The 16670-nt window shown below is 35.4% G+C and carries 18 protein-coding genes; 9 read left to right on the top strand and 9 right to left on the bottom strand.

What is annotated here, in order from left to right:
- Nucleotides 1-11: 11 nt before the first annotated feature.
- The 4 genes from METEV_RS02385 to METEV_RS02370 are packed head-to-tail and all read left to right on the top strand — an operon-like array spanning nt 12 to nt 3512.
- Nucleotides 12-752, top strand: a complete 741-nt coding sequence (locus METEV_RS02385; RefSeq protein ID WP_157197266.1) for a hypothetical protein — start codon at nt 12-14, stop codon at nt 750-752.
- Between the two features lie 8 nt (nt 753-760).
- Nucleotides 761-1225: a DUF7266 family protein gene (locus METEV_RS02380; protein WP_013193961.1), complete on the top strand. Its 465-nt coding sequence runs from the start codon at nt 761-763 to the stop codon at nt 1223-1225.
- 35 nt (nt 1226-1260) lie between these two features.
- Nucleotides 1261-2031, top strand: coding sequence for a DUF7289 family protein (locus METEV_RS02375; protein ID WP_013193960.1), 771 nt, complete (start codon nt 1261-1263; stop codon nt 2029-2031).
- A gap of 20 nt (nt 2032-2051) precedes the next feature.
- Nucleotides 2052-3512, top strand: coding sequence for a DUF7289 family protein (locus METEV_RS02370; RefSeq protein WP_013193959.1), 1461 nt, complete (start codon nt 2052-2054; stop codon nt 3510-3512).
- Nucleotide 3513: 1 nt separating this feature from the next.
- Here the strand turns inward: METEV_RS02370 and METEV_RS02365 are convergent, their stop codons facing one another.
- The 3 genes from METEV_RS02365 to METEV_RS02355 form a co-directional block, all read right to left on the bottom strand.
- Nucleotides 3514-4080, bottom strand: coding sequence for a glycerophosphoryl diester phosphodiesterase membrane domain-containing protein (locus METEV_RS02365; RefSeq protein WP_013193958.1), 567 nt, complete (start codon nt 4078-4080; stop codon nt 3514-3516).
- 50 nt (nt 4081-4130) lie between these two features.
- The gene (locus tag METEV_RS02360) at nt 4131-4613 is read right to left on the bottom strand and encodes a GxxExxY protein (protein WP_232216899.1); all 483 of its coding nucleotides are present in this window, start codon (nt 4611-4613) and stop codon (nt 4131-4133) included.
- Between the two features lie 443 nt (nt 4614-5056).
- Nucleotides 5057-5479, bottom strand: coding sequence for a type IV pilin N-terminal domain-containing protein (locus METEV_RS02355; RefSeq protein WP_083810098.1), 423 nt, complete (start codon nt 5477-5479; stop codon nt 5057-5059).
- A 117-nt stretch (nt 5480-5596) separates the two neighbouring features.
- On the opposite strand from METEV_RS02355, the gene METEV_RS02350 reads away from it, so the two are divergent.
- Nucleotides 5597-6445, top strand: coding sequence for a tyrosine-type recombinase/integrase (locus METEV_RS02350; protein WP_013193955.1), 849 nt, complete (start codon nt 5597-5599; stop codon nt 6443-6445).
- A 3-nt stretch (nt 6446-6448) separates the two neighbouring features.
- Nucleotides 6449-6646: an integrase gene (locus METEV_RS11940; protein WP_157197265.1), complete on the top strand. Its 198-nt coding sequence runs from the start codon at nt 6449-6451 to the stop codon at nt 6644-6646.
- Between the two features lie 584 nt (nt 6647-7230).
- On the opposite strand, the gene METEV_RS02340 is transcribed toward METEV_RS11940, so the two are convergent.
- The gene (locus METEV_RS02340; RefSeq protein ID WP_013193953.1) at nt 7231-7785 is read right to left on the bottom strand and encodes a hypothetical protein; all 555 of its coding nucleotides are present in this window, start codon (nt 7783-7785) and stop codon (nt 7231-7233) included.
- A gap of 189 nt (nt 7786-7974) precedes the next feature.
- Here METEV_RS02340 and METEV_RS12240 point away from each other — a divergent pair, with 189 nt between their 5' ends.
- Together METEV_RS12240 and METEV_RS12235 are read left to right on the top strand one after the other, a co-directional pair.
- On the top strand, nt 7975-8142 hold the full coding sequence (locus METEV_RS12240; protein ID WP_013193952.1) for a hypothetical protein: 168 nt from the start codon (nt 7975-7977) through the stop codon (nt 8140-8142).
- Nucleotides 8135-8299: a hypothetical protein gene (locus tag METEV_RS12235; protein WP_013193951.1), complete on the top strand. Its 165-nt coding sequence runs from the start codon at nt 8135-8137 to the stop codon at nt 8297-8299. The genes METEV_RS12240 and METEV_RS12235 overlap by 8 nt, the downstream gene beginning before the upstream one ends.
- A gap of 59 nt (nt 8300-8358) precedes the next feature.
- On the opposite strand, the gene METEV_RS12230 is transcribed toward METEV_RS12235, so the two are convergent.
- On the bottom strand, nt 8359-8499 hold the full coding sequence (locus tag METEV_RS12230; RefSeq protein WP_157197263.1) for a hypothetical protein: 141 nt from the start codon (nt 8497-8499) through the stop codon (nt 8359-8361).
- A 447-nt stretch (nt 8500-8946) separates the two neighbouring features.
- Here METEV_RS12230 and METEV_RS02335 point away from each other — a divergent pair, with 447 nt between their 5' ends.
- The gene (locus tag METEV_RS02335) at nt 8947-9675 is read left to right on the top strand and encodes a phospholipase D family protein (protein WP_013193950.1); all 729 of its coding nucleotides are present in this window, start codon (nt 8947-8949) and stop codon (nt 9673-9675) included.
- Between the two features lie 2 nt (nt 9676-9677).
- Here the strand turns inward: METEV_RS02335 and METEV_RS02330 are convergent, their stop codons facing one another.
- Genes METEV_RS02330 through METEV_RS02315 form a run of 4 tightly spaced genes read right to left on the bottom strand, consistent with a single transcriptional unit; the run spans nt 9678 to nt 16594 of the window.
- Nucleotides 9678-10196, bottom strand: a complete 519-nt coding sequence (locus METEV_RS02330; protein ID WP_013193949.1) for a TBP family protein — start codon at nt 10194-10196, stop codon at nt 9678-9680.
- A gap of 13 nt (nt 10197-10209) precedes the next feature.
- Nucleotides 10210-13176, bottom strand: a complete 2967-nt coding sequence (locus METEV_RS02325) for a type I restriction endonuclease subunit R (protein WP_013193948.1) — start codon at nt 13174-13176, stop codon at nt 10210-10212.
- A complete protein-coding gene (locus tag METEV_RS02320; protein ID WP_013193947.1) occupies nt 13173-14558 on the bottom strand; it encodes a restriction endonuclease subunit S in 1386 nt (461 codons plus the stop codon). Before METEV_RS02320 ends, METEV_RS02325 begins: the two co-directional genes overlap by 4 nt.
- A complete protein-coding gene (locus tag METEV_RS02315; protein ID WP_013193946.1) occupies nt 14555-16594 on the bottom strand; it encodes a type I restriction-modification system subunit M in 2040 nt (679 codons plus the stop codon). The genes METEV_RS02320 and METEV_RS02315 overlap by 4 nt, the downstream gene beginning before the upstream one ends.
- Nucleotides 16595-16670: the final 76 nt, after the last annotated feature.

Here is a 16670-nt window from a genome sequence, read left to right as displayed (position 1 = left end):
ACTCAAGTAACATGGCTTCGGAGTCAAGTATTGACACCTATCGTTTTGATTACTCAAACGCCATAAAAATTAGTTCTGATGCGGCTGAGGATGCGTTTATAAACGCTACGGATAATCAGTCGTTCAATTCTGATATTTTTAACCAGTACATGTCCAGCTATGTTCAAAGGATTTCTAACCTATATGCGTATTCAGGTCTTGCGGTTTCAGTTAAGAATAGTAGTGTGGAGGATGCGTATCTGACTGATAATGGAATCAAAAATGGAAACTCCAATTGGACAATTGTAGATAATATCAATACAACAGATAACTTTTTACTATATTTATCCAATAATACTGGTGCACAGGGTGACCAGAACAATTCTTTCAAAATTTCAGCCATAAACCAGAGTGATACTCTCATATGGTCTATAGAGTTGTACAATGAAAGTGGAGATATTAATGTAACAGTTACAAATAGAACCGATACAATAACAACTGATACAAAAAGCGACATTTACCAGATGGATATTATAAACAACTCAATTGATGGTAATTCATTTTCATTTAATTTTGATGAGTCTATCAATAATGATGGTTATTATCTAAAAATAAACAACGGAAGATATCTCATAGGACAGGTGGTTCTTTCTGGAAAATTAATAAACAATCAAGATTTTACGGTTAAAAGGTTAAAAGTTACCAGACTATATATCAATATGTCTTCTAATTCAAAGCAGGTCAATGCTACTGTACCAGTAACTCTGCCATAGGTGGAATTATGATTAAAAGGTTTTTAAAAGATGATAGTGCGGTTTCAGTTTCTGTTGGTTCAATCTTAATTTTCTCAATATCAGTGCTGGCATTTATTATGGTTATGAATTCCTTTTTTTCTATGATGGACCAGACAGAAGAGACAGTTACCCGTGAAGAGTTTGAAACCTACGGAAATGATATGGCTCTTCAGTTAACAAATGTAGATACAATCATTTCAAACACGGGTAAATCTGGTGTAAATAGTCTTAAGTATGAATTCACTATCCCTGATAAGGTAGCGGGTGAATATTATTCAGTCAATTTTTCCAATAAATCAAATGAGATAACTTTTGAATCCCAGAATCAGGTCAAGGTTAAAGTACCCTATTCAGTATGTAATACCCAAGTAGAGACAACTACCATATACAGTTCATCAACAAATCACTATTTCTTTTATAATTCGTCCAAAAACCTTATAGAAGTACACTGAATAATATATTAAAAAAAACGATAAATATTGTAAATATGACATTAAAAACATTAAAAACGTCTGACCATGCAGTATCTGAGGTTGTTGATTTTGTTATTCTGCTTGGGGTGATGTTGCTGGCAGTTTCTGTTATCGGTGTGGCCGGGTTTCCTCTCCTTGACCATATGCAGGAAGTAGAACATACAGAAAACATCAAACAGAGCTATACTGTACTTGCAGCAAATATTAATGAAATTGTTTTTGGAAATGCTCCTTCACAGTCTATTGAGCTTCAAATGAGGGGTGGTTCTCTTTCTATTACTGGAAATAGTTTAATGAATATAACCTTAAAGAGATGGAACTCGACCTCTAATTCCTACGAGTATCAGGTTTTTGAAAGGCAAATGCGAATAATCGAGAATAGATTTGAAGGTACTTCTATATGTTATGAAAATACTGGTACATGGGCAAAATATCCTACCGGTGAATCGATAGCTATTACACAGCCGCGTTTTTCATTTAACAAAGATGTACTGGTGATGCCTGTAACACTTGTTTCGGGGTCATCAAGTCAATCTGGTCAGGGAATTGTTCGGGTGGTGTCTGATGGAGGACATTCCAATGTTTATAGTTATCAGAATGTATCAGAAGTTGATGTTAGGATTACAAGCAAGTATTACGAAGGATGGGGTACATATTTTGATGACACGATGAATATGGATGTAGCAGTATATGATGTCAATAATACAATAAATGCTCATAAAAACTATTCAGATAATATAGATGTTCACATTGTCTATTCACCAATGAGTGCTACTATCGAATAATCAGGGTGTGGAAAACCAGTATGAATTTAAAATTTTTAAAATCCAGTGACGCTGTATCCTCTGTAGTGGGGATGGTGCTTATTCTGGGGATTACCATGATTTCTATAAGTGCAATGATGGTTTACAGTTATCCCACTATTTATGAACTGGAGGATGATGCCAAAGCACAGCGTGTGGAACAGGGTTTAACGGTACTTGATTCAAGAACAAGTAAAGTAGCACTTGGAGAATCACCTGGACAGACAACTGACATATCCCTTATGGGCGGTACTATCAACGTAAATGGTGAAACTGAAGATTACAATAAAAGCAAAATGGTTGTTGTAAGTACTGATATAGATGCGAGCTGGTATGATGATTTTAAAAAAGTACGCCACCAATGGGGGTGCTGGGAAAATTATACTGATAATGATGGGTTTATAAAATTCAACTGTTCTCTTGGTTCAATTGAATACATAAAAGATGGCCGTAAAGTCGCCTATGAAGGAGGTGGTGTTTGGTCAAAGTATCCAGAGGGTAATGCTATAATGATATCACCACCTGAATTTCATTATAACGGAGAAACTCTGACACTTCCGCTCATGAAAGTTAATGGTGATTCATCTGTAAGTGGTAAAGGAAAAGTCAGTATATCTATGAATTCTGATAATATACCAGAGGTGTTATATCCCAACACCACAGCAGATAAAAACAGGACAAATCCACTGAAATCTGATAAAATTTTTGTATATATAAAAAGTAAGTATTACAGGGCATGGGCGGATTATGCCAGTTCACAGACATACAGCAGTTCATTAGTAGATACAGAAAATAATACAGCAATAATTGAACTTGAAACGATACCTCCACAGGGGACATCAACGTTAACTGACTCTTTTAAAGTGGGTGCACTAAATACTTCTAAGGATGAACCTATGTATGATTTTTCATTTGACCTTGTGGCAGAGGGTTCACAGAAACTAAACCCCTCCGATTTTAAAATTAAAGCAAGCTCAGGCAATAAAACTCTGACTTATAGATTAAAGAAAAGCGGAGGAACAGAAGTACAAATTTGGGTTGAATATGAGGATATAACTGTTAAACCAGATTATAAAGAGCATTGGACGGGTGTAGATACTTTTCCCAATGAAAAAGAGGTTATTGTCAACTTTTTAAATGATTCCTTTGTAATGGAATACACACCACCCAGTAGTGATGGTTCAAATCCTGATTTTTCATGGAATAAATCCAGTGATATAAGTATACCTCCAGATGTAGTTATTAATGATGGAAATACATCTTTTACACTTAATGACCTTTCACAGCATTATTTGAAATTAATAACAAGGAATGGAACGATAACCTTTGATATTACATGGCCTGGAAATTCAAATCCAGTTGATTTTGATGAATCATCAATCGTTCTTGGATACGACAGTATGCCGGGTTCTATCACCTATCTTCATGTGACTAAAAATGAACTAATGGCGGATGTTTATTAAATTATCCGCCGACAACTTCTGTTTCTGGATATGTTTCATGTTCTTTTATAAGACTTTTTGTCGCTTTTGTGTACAATATTGTGGCAAATGGAAGTGATAATATAAAGCCGAATGTTATTGCTCCACCTACAAAGTTAATAAACGCACCGATGACAAATATTACCAGAGTGTCTGCAAGATTTTCCCGGCTAAAAGAGATGCTTTCTCTGATGGCATCTATACTATTATAGTCTTTAATAACCAAAAGTGGAAGAGCATAGACCAGTAAAATCGACAAAATGACACCGGGGATTACAAATGCCATATATCCTATAAATAGTAGTACACCTGTAATTATCGCAAAAATCCAACTTTTGGCAAAATGGTGAAAACCCTCAAAAACGTCATTGATTTCTACTTTTACACCTTTTACACCTTTCAAAGCCATATAGGTTAGACCGTAAAACAGAGGCGCAATGGTTACAATTAATATAGAACCTATGACTGCTACGATAGAACCAACTACGAACGCAACAAAATTGTCTCTGAATACATACCATGTATTTTTTAAAAGCCCTTCAACGTCCATAAATTATCTTATAGTTATGAAGTTATATAAATTCACTTCTAAAGTAGCGTTTAATCTTTCTTCTGGCTACTTTTACCTATGCTTTTAACGATGATTCGATAATCTTTTTTACCGATAACATTCAGATTGTCCATTATCTCCTCAATTTCTTTTTTCAAATCCTTATCATTTTTATTGGTGCTGTTTAAGACAAGTCCAATCATTTTGGGATAATATTTTGAATAATTTATAATTTGTCTGCACAACTGTTCTTCTATTTTATGCCCACCTTGATAGAACTTCATCTCAATTCCAACAAGGTTTTCAACAACAAAATCCACTCTGTATTTACCGTTTTTAGGCACTGCTTCATATTTGATATTATAACCGTGCCTTTCGGTTAAAACTTCAAGTTTGCCCTCAAGGTTTTGCTGGTAATCTTTTTCTGTTTTGTGTTTCCCGTGTCTAAAATAGGTCTCATTTTCCAGAAATTCAGATACGTTGTTAAAAACCCTGTCAGTTTTCGTCTGGGATAATTTGATTTTAACTACCACCAAAAAACTTAGAAGTAATATTAAACCAAGAATATAAAATATGAGGCCCGCGAGTGTTTCATATATTCCATTAAAAATAACAAATTCTGACATGGTTTAATAGTATCTTGCTGGTTAATTCGTTTATAAAACGTTGATTTTGTGTTATTATTTTTTCAATACAACAGCAAGGAACATAATAAACATGGATTAAAAAACTTGTCATATCAAAACAATAAATTAATTAAAAATTGATACGTTGCAGAAAAGAGATTTTTGTATTAATTGTCAGGATATTTGAATGCTATTTTTAATAGAAAACAAAATTTACAGATGTTCCCAAAGTAAAAATAAATCCCATGCTATCTAAAACATGAATTAAGTAGTTTTCATGATATACGCAAAATAAGCTCTGGTTTATCGGTGCGGAAAAAAAGAAAAAAGGTGTGTTTTAGAAACACCCCTTATTGGAATCTTAAATTGAAGTTGGCGATTGGTTGTTGACTTGGTATGTCGATAATATTGACTTCTGGTCTGTTGTTATCGGTGGCAATTCCAGAGTCAGCATTAACGGCATTTAAATTAGTAGAGTTAACCAAGAAATAACTGCTACTGTTGGAGATAATATAAAGTTTATCACCAGCTTTAAACCATTTTGAAACATTGTCGGATCCAATATTGACGTCATTTCCACTCATTGTTATCCTGACATTATTATGTAAATCTATTTCTTCACCTCCTTGGTGACTAATCATTACTATGTCGTCACCGTCAGAGTCAGAATAAGCACTGCCTTGGATACTCGCCTGCGGTGCAGATTCAGGATTTTCCATTCCAAATACGAATGAGCCTATTACTGCTGCAAGGATGACGGTGATTGCTACCATCAGTATGACACCGATGACCGGTGATAGGCCAATTTTTAGAGCTTATTTTGCAATTTAAAAATAGCATTGCTTTTATTTTGCTTTTTAAAACCATTTAAAAATTTAAAAGGTGAAAATATGGCTCATGAAGCAATAAAAAACTTAAGCGCTTATGTAAAATATGAGGATTTTTTGGACTTGGAACAATTAGCAAAAGACCTAGAAGAAGATTGTGCATTGAAAAAAGCCAGAGAAGGTGATTATTCGTTACTTGTGAGACTTCTGTTTTTCACTGGTGCACGAATTTCTGAAATCGTTGGTGTGCCAAGAAGAGTTTATACCCAGTGCTTATTTCCAGGGAATCGTAAAAGGAAAGGCAATTGTCCAAAATGGAGCGTTGCAAAAGATGATAGAATATGTATTGATGAAGAATGTCGGTTTTTCTCTACGTATATCCAAAAATATCATCATGGTATCCGAGTGAAAGATATTGCTTTTAAAGATAGATTAATAGCGATTTATGGTAAAAGTGTAAAAACAGAAGAATTGAAACCAAGAACTGTTGTTGTTGACCAAAAAACTTTGGATATAATACAGGAACATATCAACAGATATTCGTTAAAACCTGATGACAAAATAATCAACCTTAATGAAAATGGTGCGAAAGTTTTCATTAACAAGTTAAAAAAAGAATCTAAAATCCCTTGGTTAAGCGCCCATAAATTCCGCCACGGTCATGCAATCTACTGTATCCAAAATGGAATGGATATACGCACATTACAATTGCAACTTGGACATACAGATTTGGCAACCACTGCAATATATCTTCAATTTGCAATAGATGATAGGACAAAGGTCTATGATAAAGTATTTTCAGCAAAACCGGATTACATAAAGTTACAGTGCCCAAGCTGTGGATTCCAATATAAAATAAAGAAAGATGGACAAATCAACTTGGAAGATAAATTAAAAACCATATTTGATTGATAAATTCCTGTATGTTACTTAAAAATCAAAAAAGTAGGTGCCAGCATTCGCAAGTGGCACCTCAATGTCATGCTTGAAGAAAGCGTTGCAGAATTCATCCAAGGACGTGTCGCAACTACTGTAGGAAGTGCTCATTATCTTAATAAAGTCAAACAGGCAAAGACGGAATATCATAGGATTGTTCATAGGTTTTTGTTTTAATAACAAATTTTTAAAGTTGGTTTATTAAAAAAATCAATATTATTTGTTATTATAATAAATCCAAACTACAAATTAATACTTAATCAGATTAGTTCTTTAAACCTCCTAATTTGCTTTATCTTCTTACAGTTTAAACAAAATTTCTTTTTGTTCAGAAAAACGAGTCCATAAAATGCACTTTTAGAAAAAATATATAATGTTAAATTTCATAATTTGAATTATGTCGAAGTGTAAAAATTGTGGGAAGAAGGCTAACATGTTTGGTTTTTGTCCAGAGTGTGGGACTTCGAGTTATGTTGTTTCAGATAAGGAATATAAACATTTTTTAGAAAAACATCCTTCCAATCCAGATTATTATGGAGTTTTTTATAAAAATAATCATGATAGTGAAAATGAAATGGTAAAGAAAAGTTACAGTTATTATAATAAATTATATTGATTTCAGTAGAAAAAAATTATGACAACAAGAACTACATTTGCAAATTTTGTTCAAGTAAATTTATACAACGAAAGTTATGTTACTGACTATAAACGTTGGTCAAATTTAGACAGATGATGTTTGAGATTACTTCACGGACTCAATTTCAATAATTATCTGAATGCGACTTTGTATTCCATACTAAATCGCCCTGAATTTCTTCTGGCCAGATGCCTACTACATCTTTATTTTTCCATTGTTTTATAGATGGGGTATTTCCGGTTTCAAAATATTTCCTGATTCCTGTAATCAAATCATAATTATCCGTTAAATCTTCTCCAATTTCTCGAATTAAAACATCGACTCTCCGGTTAGGATATTGGTTAATGTCATCGTGTGGATACCTGCCAAATTCAGGCATACCACAATCATATGCAATTAACCTTCTGTAAGGAATTTTTATCAATTTACCATTTTCATCTTTTTCTTCAAGGTTTTGTTTATACAAGAGAAGAATATCAAAATCTTTGATACCATTAGTTCCATTAACATAATGTAAAGCTGCGCCCTGAACTAAAAGAATACAAAATAACCTATCCCTAAAAAATTCATATTTAGGATTTTTGTTGAAAAAGATATTTTGATCATTTACAGATATATCTTTTAGTTTCTGTAAATGTTTAATTTCAATTTTTCGATATGATCGTTCTTTTTCGTCCATTGTTTCATCCAAGAATATGTTATGGTACATACATAATATATTTTATTAAATCAATGCTAATTATTGTTAGGTAATATTCAATTAGGAATATTAGTAAAATTGCATACATAAAAAAGAACTAATTGTAATGGACTCCATATATTTCAATACATATATTTTGTATGTAATCTAGATAAAGGGTTGAATCAAATGAACTGTTCAAAATGTAATAAACCAATGGGTGTAGAGTCTTATCTGTTAAGTACAGGATTGGTCAGAAAAGAACCTGATGAAGATGGAGATATACAAATTATGGGTGAAGTTACAGGTTCAAGTTTATTATGTCCTAATTGTATACCATCTGAAATTAATGAATGATGTAGAAAAAAATAGTTTTGATGATTGTGTCAGATGTGATGTTGATTTAAAGGATGATGACACTTATTACACGTTTTACAAATTAAAAAACAATTCAATTAAAAAGGGTGCAATGTATTGTGAAAATTGTATGTTAAATGAATATAAGGAAGATTAAACTCTTCCTCGATCTCAAATAATCAATAACTGCAAGAATACTCAAAAGACTGTATTTTATCAAGTACCGCTATGAGGGAATAGTATCAGTGGGTCTGCTAAGATGGTAGGTGTAGCCAGTATCGTGGGTCGCATAAGGTTTTTCAGTAAACGATTAATATCATCGAATTGTTCATATTTTAGAAAAAGTTCTTTTTCCAAATAACAACATTAAAAAATTTAATGGCTTTATAATATTTAACGGTAGAAAAATGACAACATCATTTATTATATATATTTACAGTACATAATAGGGATTAGAAAGCAGATGTAGAGAATGAGGGTAAAATCTCTACACCTGTTTAAATTAGTGGACGAGCGTGGTTAATGGTTGAGTGGGGGTTCAACCAGCGGGGAGATATGGTTTAAAGTAGTCTTATCTGCCCAATTTGTGTTTTGGGGGTAGCACAAGTTGGGTAGCTACACCTAATTTGTAAATTCACACTCAAATACTTAATTAGCTTATTTTTAAAAGATTATCAAGAGTTGGGTCTGTAGGAATTTATGTCGATTTCAACAGGATTTCTACTGTGCCATTTTTATATTATTTTTAGAACATTAAGAACATAAACATAAAAATATTTATAAAATTTTGATGGTTTAGGAATTATGACTGAATTTTGTAGTACAACAGGAGTATCTCATCATTTAGAACAGATAATCAAAAATGCTGATGATAAATTAATTATTGTAAGCCCATATCTCCAAATTAATGAAAGGTTAAAAGATTTGATTCAAGATAAAGACCGAATGAAAATAGATATTAGAGTTATATATGGAAAAAATGACTTAAAACCAGAAGAAAATAATTGGTTAAAGTCTCTAAATTCTATACGTACTAATTTTTGCAAAAATCTGCATGCTAAGTGTTACTTAAATGATAAAGAAGCTTTGATAACATCAATGAACATGTACCGTTATTCAGAAGTTCATAATAATGAAATGGGAATATATGTTTCAAAAGATTCAGACCCTAAATTATATTCTGATATCTATGATGAAGCAAAAAGACTTATTAGATACAGTGAAGAGGATATAAATAGTAATGACAAATCTACGTCTGACGTTTTTAAGAAACAAAGTAATACAAAGAACAATTCTAACAAATCAGATAATGGATATTGTATTCGCTGTGGGGATTCGATATCATTAAACCCTATGTATCCTTATTGTAAAAAATGTTTTAGCACTTGGAAGAAAAAAGGAGATGAAAATATAGAAGAAAGTGCTTGTCATATATGTGGCAAATCGAATAAATCTAATATCAGTAAAGCAAAGCCAACATGTTACAATTGCTACAAAAAATACAAAGATACTTATGAATTTCCTTTGGGATGATTTTATTCAAATGATATCTCATTTTTGAATTTAGTAATTAAATCATCCAAATAATTCTCATCTTTCACACCTGTAATTACAACTTTCCCACTTGAAAAGAGAAGAAAACTAGCACCCCAATTTTTGTATATCAATCCTGGAAATTGTTCTGGTTCATAGCTACTCTTTGAAGGGTCAAGGTTGTAAATTATTTTTTCAAGCGTTGAGTTCATCTCTATTTTATCGACTGCAACGATATTTTGTATATAAGTATCTTCAATATCAACATCAATACCAGCATTTTTTAAAATATCTAATACTCTATTGGAAATGGTAGATATATCTTCAGTCGATTTTACACCTGTTATGAGAAACTTGCCAGATTTATAGAAAGCTACATAATAGTTTTCAGGCATTAGTCTCATTTTAAGCCATACTTTACTTGTAGATACAACTTGTGTATCTTGAAGTGCATCTTCTAAACTCGCCAAATCTAAATAAGAATTTAGTTTGACTGTAGCAACTACATTTACAATTTCCATTTAAACCCATCTATTATTTTCTATTGTCAGATTCAACCAATTTACTATAAATGTCCTTCAACAATGCCTGCTTAACATTATGTCGTAAATCACCATCATCGCTCATTTTTTTGTATAAGTCAAGGCTCGTATTGATAAGGTTCTCAACTTCATCATCAAAGAACCATTCAAACGTCCTTGCAAAATTATCCTTCGAATTAATCTCAGGGTTTGCAGCTCTCTGAAGTTTCTCCGTCTTGAGCAAGCGGTCTCTCATATCTTCTATGACCTGAGCTACTCTGTCGTCTTCTGTAAATTCGGTTCCAAATCGCTCATTGAGTTCATTCAGTATCTCAGAAAGCGGTGCAAGTTCTTCTTCTCTGGTAGTGCCAGTCCCCATATCAGAAATTGGTTTCAGTTCACCTTCTTTATCTGTAAGTACGATACTGCCTTTGCTGTCTTCACTGATACGAAGTGATTCAAGGTCTACACAATCCAGAATCTCAGTAGGCAGGCGTTTATAACCGATTTTCAGTTTCTTTACAAGGAACCGGGAGAACTGATAAAGTTTCTCAAGCTCGGTATCTCTAAACGTCATTATGTGAGACAGGAAAGCATACAATCTGGTGAATGACTGCATCTGCTTCTTGAAATCCTTCCTTTCCTCTTCAGGTCTACTTTCCCATTCCTGTATCACGGGTTCAAGTATTGAGTAGAGTTTAGCCTGGGTACCTGAAGTTGAGAAGTATTCTTGAGCGAATTTTTCTACATCATCTTCTGTAAATATCCTGAAATCCTTCAATGCATCTTCATAATCGTGAAGCTTGTTCGGGTCTGTGCCTTCGCTCAATGTAGTTTTCACATGGAAGTTCTCGAATGATTTCTTTATATCTTCTGCATCATTGGCAAAATCGAGAACCATTGTGTCGTGTTTTTCAGGATGTATCCTGTTCAACCGGCTCAATGTCTGTACAGCATTCACACCACCCAGTTTTTTATCCACATACATGGTGTGTAGAAGCGGCTGGTCGAAACCTGTCTGGAACTTGTTGGCAACTATAAGTATCCTGTAATCATCGTTCTCGTCGAAATACTGGGATGTCTTGCTATCCGGAAAACCGTTCATCTTTGATTCTGTGAACTCATAGTCGCTGTAGACCTTTTCGACATCATTACCTTCAACGGTGCCCGAGAATGCTACGAGTGCTTCGAAAGGATATCCATTATCGTTTATCTGTTTATCAAATTCCAGTTTGTATTTGACTGCATTGGCTCTGGAACTTGTAACAACCATCGCTTTGGCTTTGCCGCCTATACGGGTCATTATATTGTTGTAGAAATGATCCAGCATAATCGATGTCTTTTTACTGATGGCGGGTTTGCTAGAATCAACATGAGACCTTAAAAGCCCGTATGCTGTGGTTCTATCGTATTCAGGATCATCTTCGATTTTCTTTTTGAGCTCGAAATAGGTCTCGAATGTGGTGTAGTTCTCAAGTGGATTGAGTATGAACCCTTCTTCTATCGCCTGTTTCATAGAATACAAGTGATACGGCTCATAGCTACCATCAGGCATTTTGGTTCCGAAAAGTTCCAATGTTTTCTGTTTGGGTGTTGCGGTGAATGCAAAGTAGCTGATGTTCTTTGCAGGTCCTACAGTTTTCTCGATCTCACTGTTTATGACATCCTCGACATCCTTCTCCATCTCATCTTCGTACTGCACATCATCAGCTGACACGAGTACCTTTCTGCTTCCTCTGGCGGTCTCTCCAGATTGAGATGAATGAGCTTCATCTACCACTATGGCGAAGTTTCTGTCGCTTAACTGGTTCGCTTCATCTACAAGGAATGGGAATGTCTGCAATGTGACCACGATGATTTCCTTGTTGCTCTCAAGTGCCTGTTTGAGCTGTTCGGATTTCTTGTTGCTGTCTATCCACTCCACGGTTCCTCTGACCTGTTCGAATTCAAACATCGTGCTGCTTAACTGCTGGTCGAGCACTCTCCTGTCTGTAATCACGATGATCGAATCGAATATCCGGTTGTTATTTTCATCGTGCAGTCCTGACAACTTGTTGCAGAGCCATGCGATAGTAAAACTCTTTCCGCTTCCTGTACTGTGCTGTACGAGATACCTGTGACCCGGACCGTTGAGCCTTGCATTCTCAATCATCGAATTTACTGCTTTGAGCTGATGGTATCTCGGGAATATGTATTCGTCATCATCCAGAAGCACGATATAGTCTGAGATTATATCCAGAAGCATATCCTTATCCCAGATTTCTTCCCAAAGATAGTATGTCTTGTATTTCTCCGGGTCTTCTGGTGGTGGATTTCCTGAACCGTTCTCATAACCTCTGTTGAAAGGCAGGAATTTGGTAGATTCTCCTTTCAGTTTGGTTGCCATGTAGACAAGGTCGGTATCGACAGCAAAATGTACAAAGCATCTCCTCGGGCTCAGAAGTGGTTCTTTAGGGCTTCTATCTTTGCGGTACTGGTGTATCGCATGCTCGACATTTTGTTCGTTGAGCGGATTCTTCAGTTCTGATGTGATAATGGGTAATCCATTGATGAAAAGGACAAGGTCGATAGACTTCTCGTTTTTTGTGTTGTAGTGGAGCTGCTGTATAACCGAGAACCTGTTTGCTTTATATCTGTCCTGATGTTCTACATTCAGTGTGGTTTCGGGTTTGAAATACACAAGGTCGAACCTGCAGCCCCTGTCTTTGATACCTTTCTTCAGCACATCAAGTGTTCCACGTCTCTCGATGTTCTTCTGCAGTCTTTCCAGAAATCTCTCTTTCACCTGTTCACCGTATTGCTTCTCGAGTTTCTCCCACTCCTTTGATTGTGTAGCCCAAATGAACTCAATAACCATCTCAGGGTCCATGCAGAGTTCTTTATCGTAGTCACTGTTTTTTCTGTGGATGTATCCTTTCTGATTGACAAGGGTCTGCACTATGTCGTTTTCGAATGTGTTCTCAGAAACGGTGGTTCTCACTTTTGCTCCTCTCCTCTAACATCGATCTTTCCAGTGACTGCTGCAGAAATGAGGGCTGTTCGGTATTCTTTAAGGTATTCTATCTGATGGTTGATTTTATTTATTAGTTCGTCAATCTTTGAGGTTCTTTGGTCGAGATAATCTGCTATTTGTTTTTGTTCTGATACGGAGGGCAAAATTATTTTCAAGTTTTCTATTTCTTTCATCCCTAAATTGTCTTGAGTGTTTGTATGGTTTAACATATCTATTTGTTTTTGAACGTATCTACTCCTTAAAACGTAGTATAGTAGTTTCGAATTTAATTCTCGTGTGTCAGGTTTTATTAATGCTAATGGTGACCAAATACTAAATTCAAAATCAACATCAACCAATGCAACTTTTCCTACAGATGCGGCTTTTCCTAGTAATAAATCATATTTTTCTGGTTTGCATTTTCTGATGTATCTAATGTGGTCTTCATATGGAACATATCTACAATTTTCAAATTTTAGTTTACCATTTTGAATAGAATCAGCTGATAAAAATGGAATTCCATTATCAACGAATGCAGGTGATTCATGAGGTCCATCAGTTACTTTAGAACGAAGTAAATATTTTAGTTTAACAACATCCCAATGCTCAGGAATCTCACCCAGCCATTCGATACCTGAATCCTTCATCTCAACATCAGGGTCAAGACCTTTGGCCACTGTATGATTGATTAGAGCAGAGCGTTTCTCTTCCAGTAGTTCAACAAGTCGCTGCTTTTTCTCTATCAGTTTATCGATTTTATGGGTCTCTTTATCGAGGAAATTGGCTATGGATTTTTGCTCATTAAAATTACTAGGGTAAGAGAATTTCAACGATTTTAAAACAGTTGATGATACACTTGCTTGATTAATAGCTGGCTTAGCATGTATCCTAGCCGAATATTTAAAGTTTTTACTTTTTAGATAATAAATAAGAAAGTCAGGGATTATATTATCATCAGGAATTAATCTAAGAAGATTCATTCCATGTACAAGTGTTTCATTATCTTTGTATATCGCACAATTTCCAATATATTCTAAACTATTTATATGAGATATAAGTATGTCATCTTTATTTAGAATATATCTTTTATCTACATCATTTTCTTTAAGATATCCTACATTATTGTAGTTTATATACCCGTTTGATATTGTCTCTATCCTTGTAACTGGATAATTTGTAGTTCCACTGTCTAATTGAGGAGCTGTTGTTCCATTTTTTAACGATTTTATAACTCTTCGTAATTGCTTTACATCCCAATGCTCAGGAATTTCACCCAACCATTCAATACCTGAATCTTTATACTCAGGATAAGGTTTGAATCCTGAAGTATCGAAAAATTTCTGTCTCTGTTCCTGCACAACCCCGCTCAATGCGAAACCTCCTGAAGCAGTTCAAGAATTTCATTCTCAAGGTCGTTGATGTCTGATTCTATCTCTTCCAGAGGTCTTGGTGGTTCGTACTCGTAGAAATAGCGGTTGAAATTGATTATGTATCCGACTTTTCCAACATCGTTATCGTATTGGTCGGTCTTTGATTCATCAATCCATGCTTCAGGCACATGAGGTTTCACTTCACGTTCGAAGTAATCATAGATATCCTCATCCAGCGGCACGTTCTCATAATCCCGGAGCTGTGAGTCAGGTTCCCACCGTTTTTTGCTGTCAACACAGATATCAGCTGTTTCATCACGCTCAGACATCGAATCCAAAATAGCTTTTTCCACAGTATTATTTATGTTTATACCGTGCTTCTTGAGATTATCATTGAGCACCTTCCAGAATTCATCACGGTTCTTGTAAAACTTCTCGCTGTCCATCTCGGATAGCATCTCGATTATGGAGTCCTGCAGTTTCTGACCTTCAGCTTCTTCCTTTTCTTTCTCCTCTGTATTCTTCCTCTTCTTGCTGACAGCGAGGTTCTTGAATGCTTTCTGTTCCTTCAGTTGTTCTATCCTTTCAGGAGTGACCTGGAAGCTCAATCGGAGTGGTTGTTCTATGGTAATTTTCCTGTATCCGAATTCGTGGTTGTCAAAAATTTGTGAATACTGACCTTCATTGAAATTGTTATGCAGGTTTGTTATCGTGTCAATTTGTTCAGAAGAAATCTCGTGTCTCTTTTCTCCGAGGCTCTTCCTCATCTTCTGATAGCACTCTCTGGCATCAACGAGCTGTATCTTGCCTTTCCTGTGATCTTCCTTGCGGTTTGTGACTATCCAGACATAGGTATTGATGCCAGTATTGTAGAACAACTGCTCAGGTAGTGCAACAATCGCTTCCAGCCAGTCATTCTCGATTATCCAGCGTCTGATTTCACTTTCACCTGAACCAGCATCACCCGTAAATAGTGGAGAACCATTCGTAACAACCGCAATCCTGCTTCCTCCATCTTCAGGTCTCTTCATCTTTGAAATCATGTGCTGCAGGAACAGGAGCTGGCCATCATCTTTCCTTGGTAGTCCTGCAGTAAATCTACTACTGGCACTTTTGGCTTCCTCCAGTATGAAGTTCTGTTCTTTTTTCCAGTCCTTACCAAACGGTGGATTTGAAAGCATATAATTAAAGGTCTCGTTTGGGTGACCGTCATTTGAGAATACAGAACCCATTTTGATATTTTCAGCATCACGGTCGTTTCCTTTAAGCATCATGTCAGATTTTGCAATCGCAAATGTTTCAGGATTTACTTCCTGTCCAAACAGCCAGATATCAGCATTAGAATTGATTTCCTTGAGGATATGGTCATTGGCGATAGTCAGCATTCCGCCAGTACCGCATGCAGGGTCGTAGATTGTCCTGATGGGCGTATTGTGTCCGAGCTTTGCTTCATCCTGATAAAAAATTAGATTGACCATGAGCCTGATAACTTCTCTTGGTGTGAAGTGCTCACCAGGGTTCTCATTGACGTCCTCATTGAACCGTCTTATCAATTCCTCGAAGATATACCCCATCTCATGGTTGCTTACAGAATCAGGGTGTAAATCCACGTTTGAGAACTTCTCAAGCAACATGTACAGCAGGTTATCTTCAATCAACTGGTCGATGTAGTTCCAGAGATAGAACTTGTCGAAGATATCTCGCATATTCTCGGAGAAACTGTTTATGTACGACTTGAAGTTCTGACCTATGTTGCTCGGGTCATCCAGCAGTTTCTTGAGGTCATACGGTGATGTGTTGTAAAAACTATGACCTGCAGCATGGCAAAGTGCATTGTGCGGGTCTTTGACTTTGTCCTTGACATTTTCGTAAGTTTGTATTACATTATCCTTGGTAGGTTCCAGTACACATTCCACACGTCTTAAAACAGTAAATGGAAGAATTACATCCCGGTATTTCCCACGTTTAAAGTCGTCTCTTAGTACCTCGTCAGCCACGCTCCAAATAAAATTAGCTTTTTCCTGAAAATTACTCATTGTTATACCCTGCCATTCATTATAAATTTAAAAATATAATCTGAATTATCACCATGTTGTAAAATTACGACATGGA

Origin of the sequence: Methanohalobium evestigatum Z-7303 (assembly GCF_000196655.1) — an archaeon.
Classification (GTDB): Archaea; Halobacteriota; Methanosarcinia; order Methanosarcinales; family Methanosarcinaceae; genus Methanohalobium; species Methanohalobium evestigatum.
The sequence above is the reverse complement of the archived record's forward strand: the minus strand, read 5'-3'. Positions and strand labels throughout refer to the sequence as shown.

Bases quoted from the DNA above. Each gene is read 5' to 3' on its own strand.
- METEV_RS02340 (WP_013193953.1), bottom strand. From the start codon at position 7,785: ATGGACGAAAAAGAACGATCATATCGAAAAATTGAAATTAAACATTTA.
- METEV_RS02380 (WP_013193961.1), top strand. From the start codon at position 761: ATGATTAAAAGGTTTTTAAAAGATGATAGTGCGGTTTCAGTTTCTGTT.
- METEV_RS02335 (WP_013193950.1), top strand. From the start codon at position 8,947: ATGACTGAATTTTGTAGTACAACAGGAGTATCTCATCATTTAGAACAG.
- METEV_RS02350 (WP_013193955.1), top strand. From the start codon at position 5,597: ATGGCTCATGAAGCAATAAAAAACTTAAGCGCTTATGTAAAATATGAG.
- METEV_RS02330 (WP_013193949.1), bottom strand. From the start codon at position 10,196: ATGGAAATTGTAAATGTAGTTGCTACAGTCAAACTAAATTCTTATTTA.
- METEV_RS02365 (WP_013193958.1), bottom strand. From the start codon at position 4,080: ATGGACGTTGAAGGGCTTTTAAAAAATACATGGTATGTATTCAGAGAC.
- METEV_RS12240 (WP_013193952.1), top strand. From the start codon at position 7,975: ATGAACTGTTCAAAATGTAATAAACCAATGGGTGTAGAGTCTTATCTG.
- METEV_RS02370 (WP_013193959.1), top strand. From the start codon at position 2,052: ATGAATTTAAAATTTTTAAAATCCAGTGACGCTGTATCCTCTGTAGTG.
- METEV_RS02375 (WP_013193960.1), top strand. From the start codon at position 1,261: ATGACATTAAAAACATTAAAAACGTCTGACCATGCAGTATCTGAGGTT.
- METEV_RS12235 (WP_013193951.1), top strand. From the start codon at position 8,135: ATGAATGATGTAGAAAAAAATAGTTTTGATGATTGTGTCAGATGTGAT.
- METEV_RS02355 (WP_083810098.1), bottom strand. From the start codon at position 5,479: ATGGTAGCAATCACCGTCATCCTTGCAGCAGTAATAGGCTCATTCGTA.
- METEV_RS02315 (WP_013193946.1), bottom strand. From the start codon at position 16,594: ATGAGTAATTTTCAGGAAAAAGCTAATTTTATTTGGAGCGTGGCTGAC.
- METEV_RS02385 (WP_157197266.1), top strand. From the start codon at position 12: ATGGCTTCGGAGTCAAGTATTGACACCTATCGTTTTGATTACTCAAAC.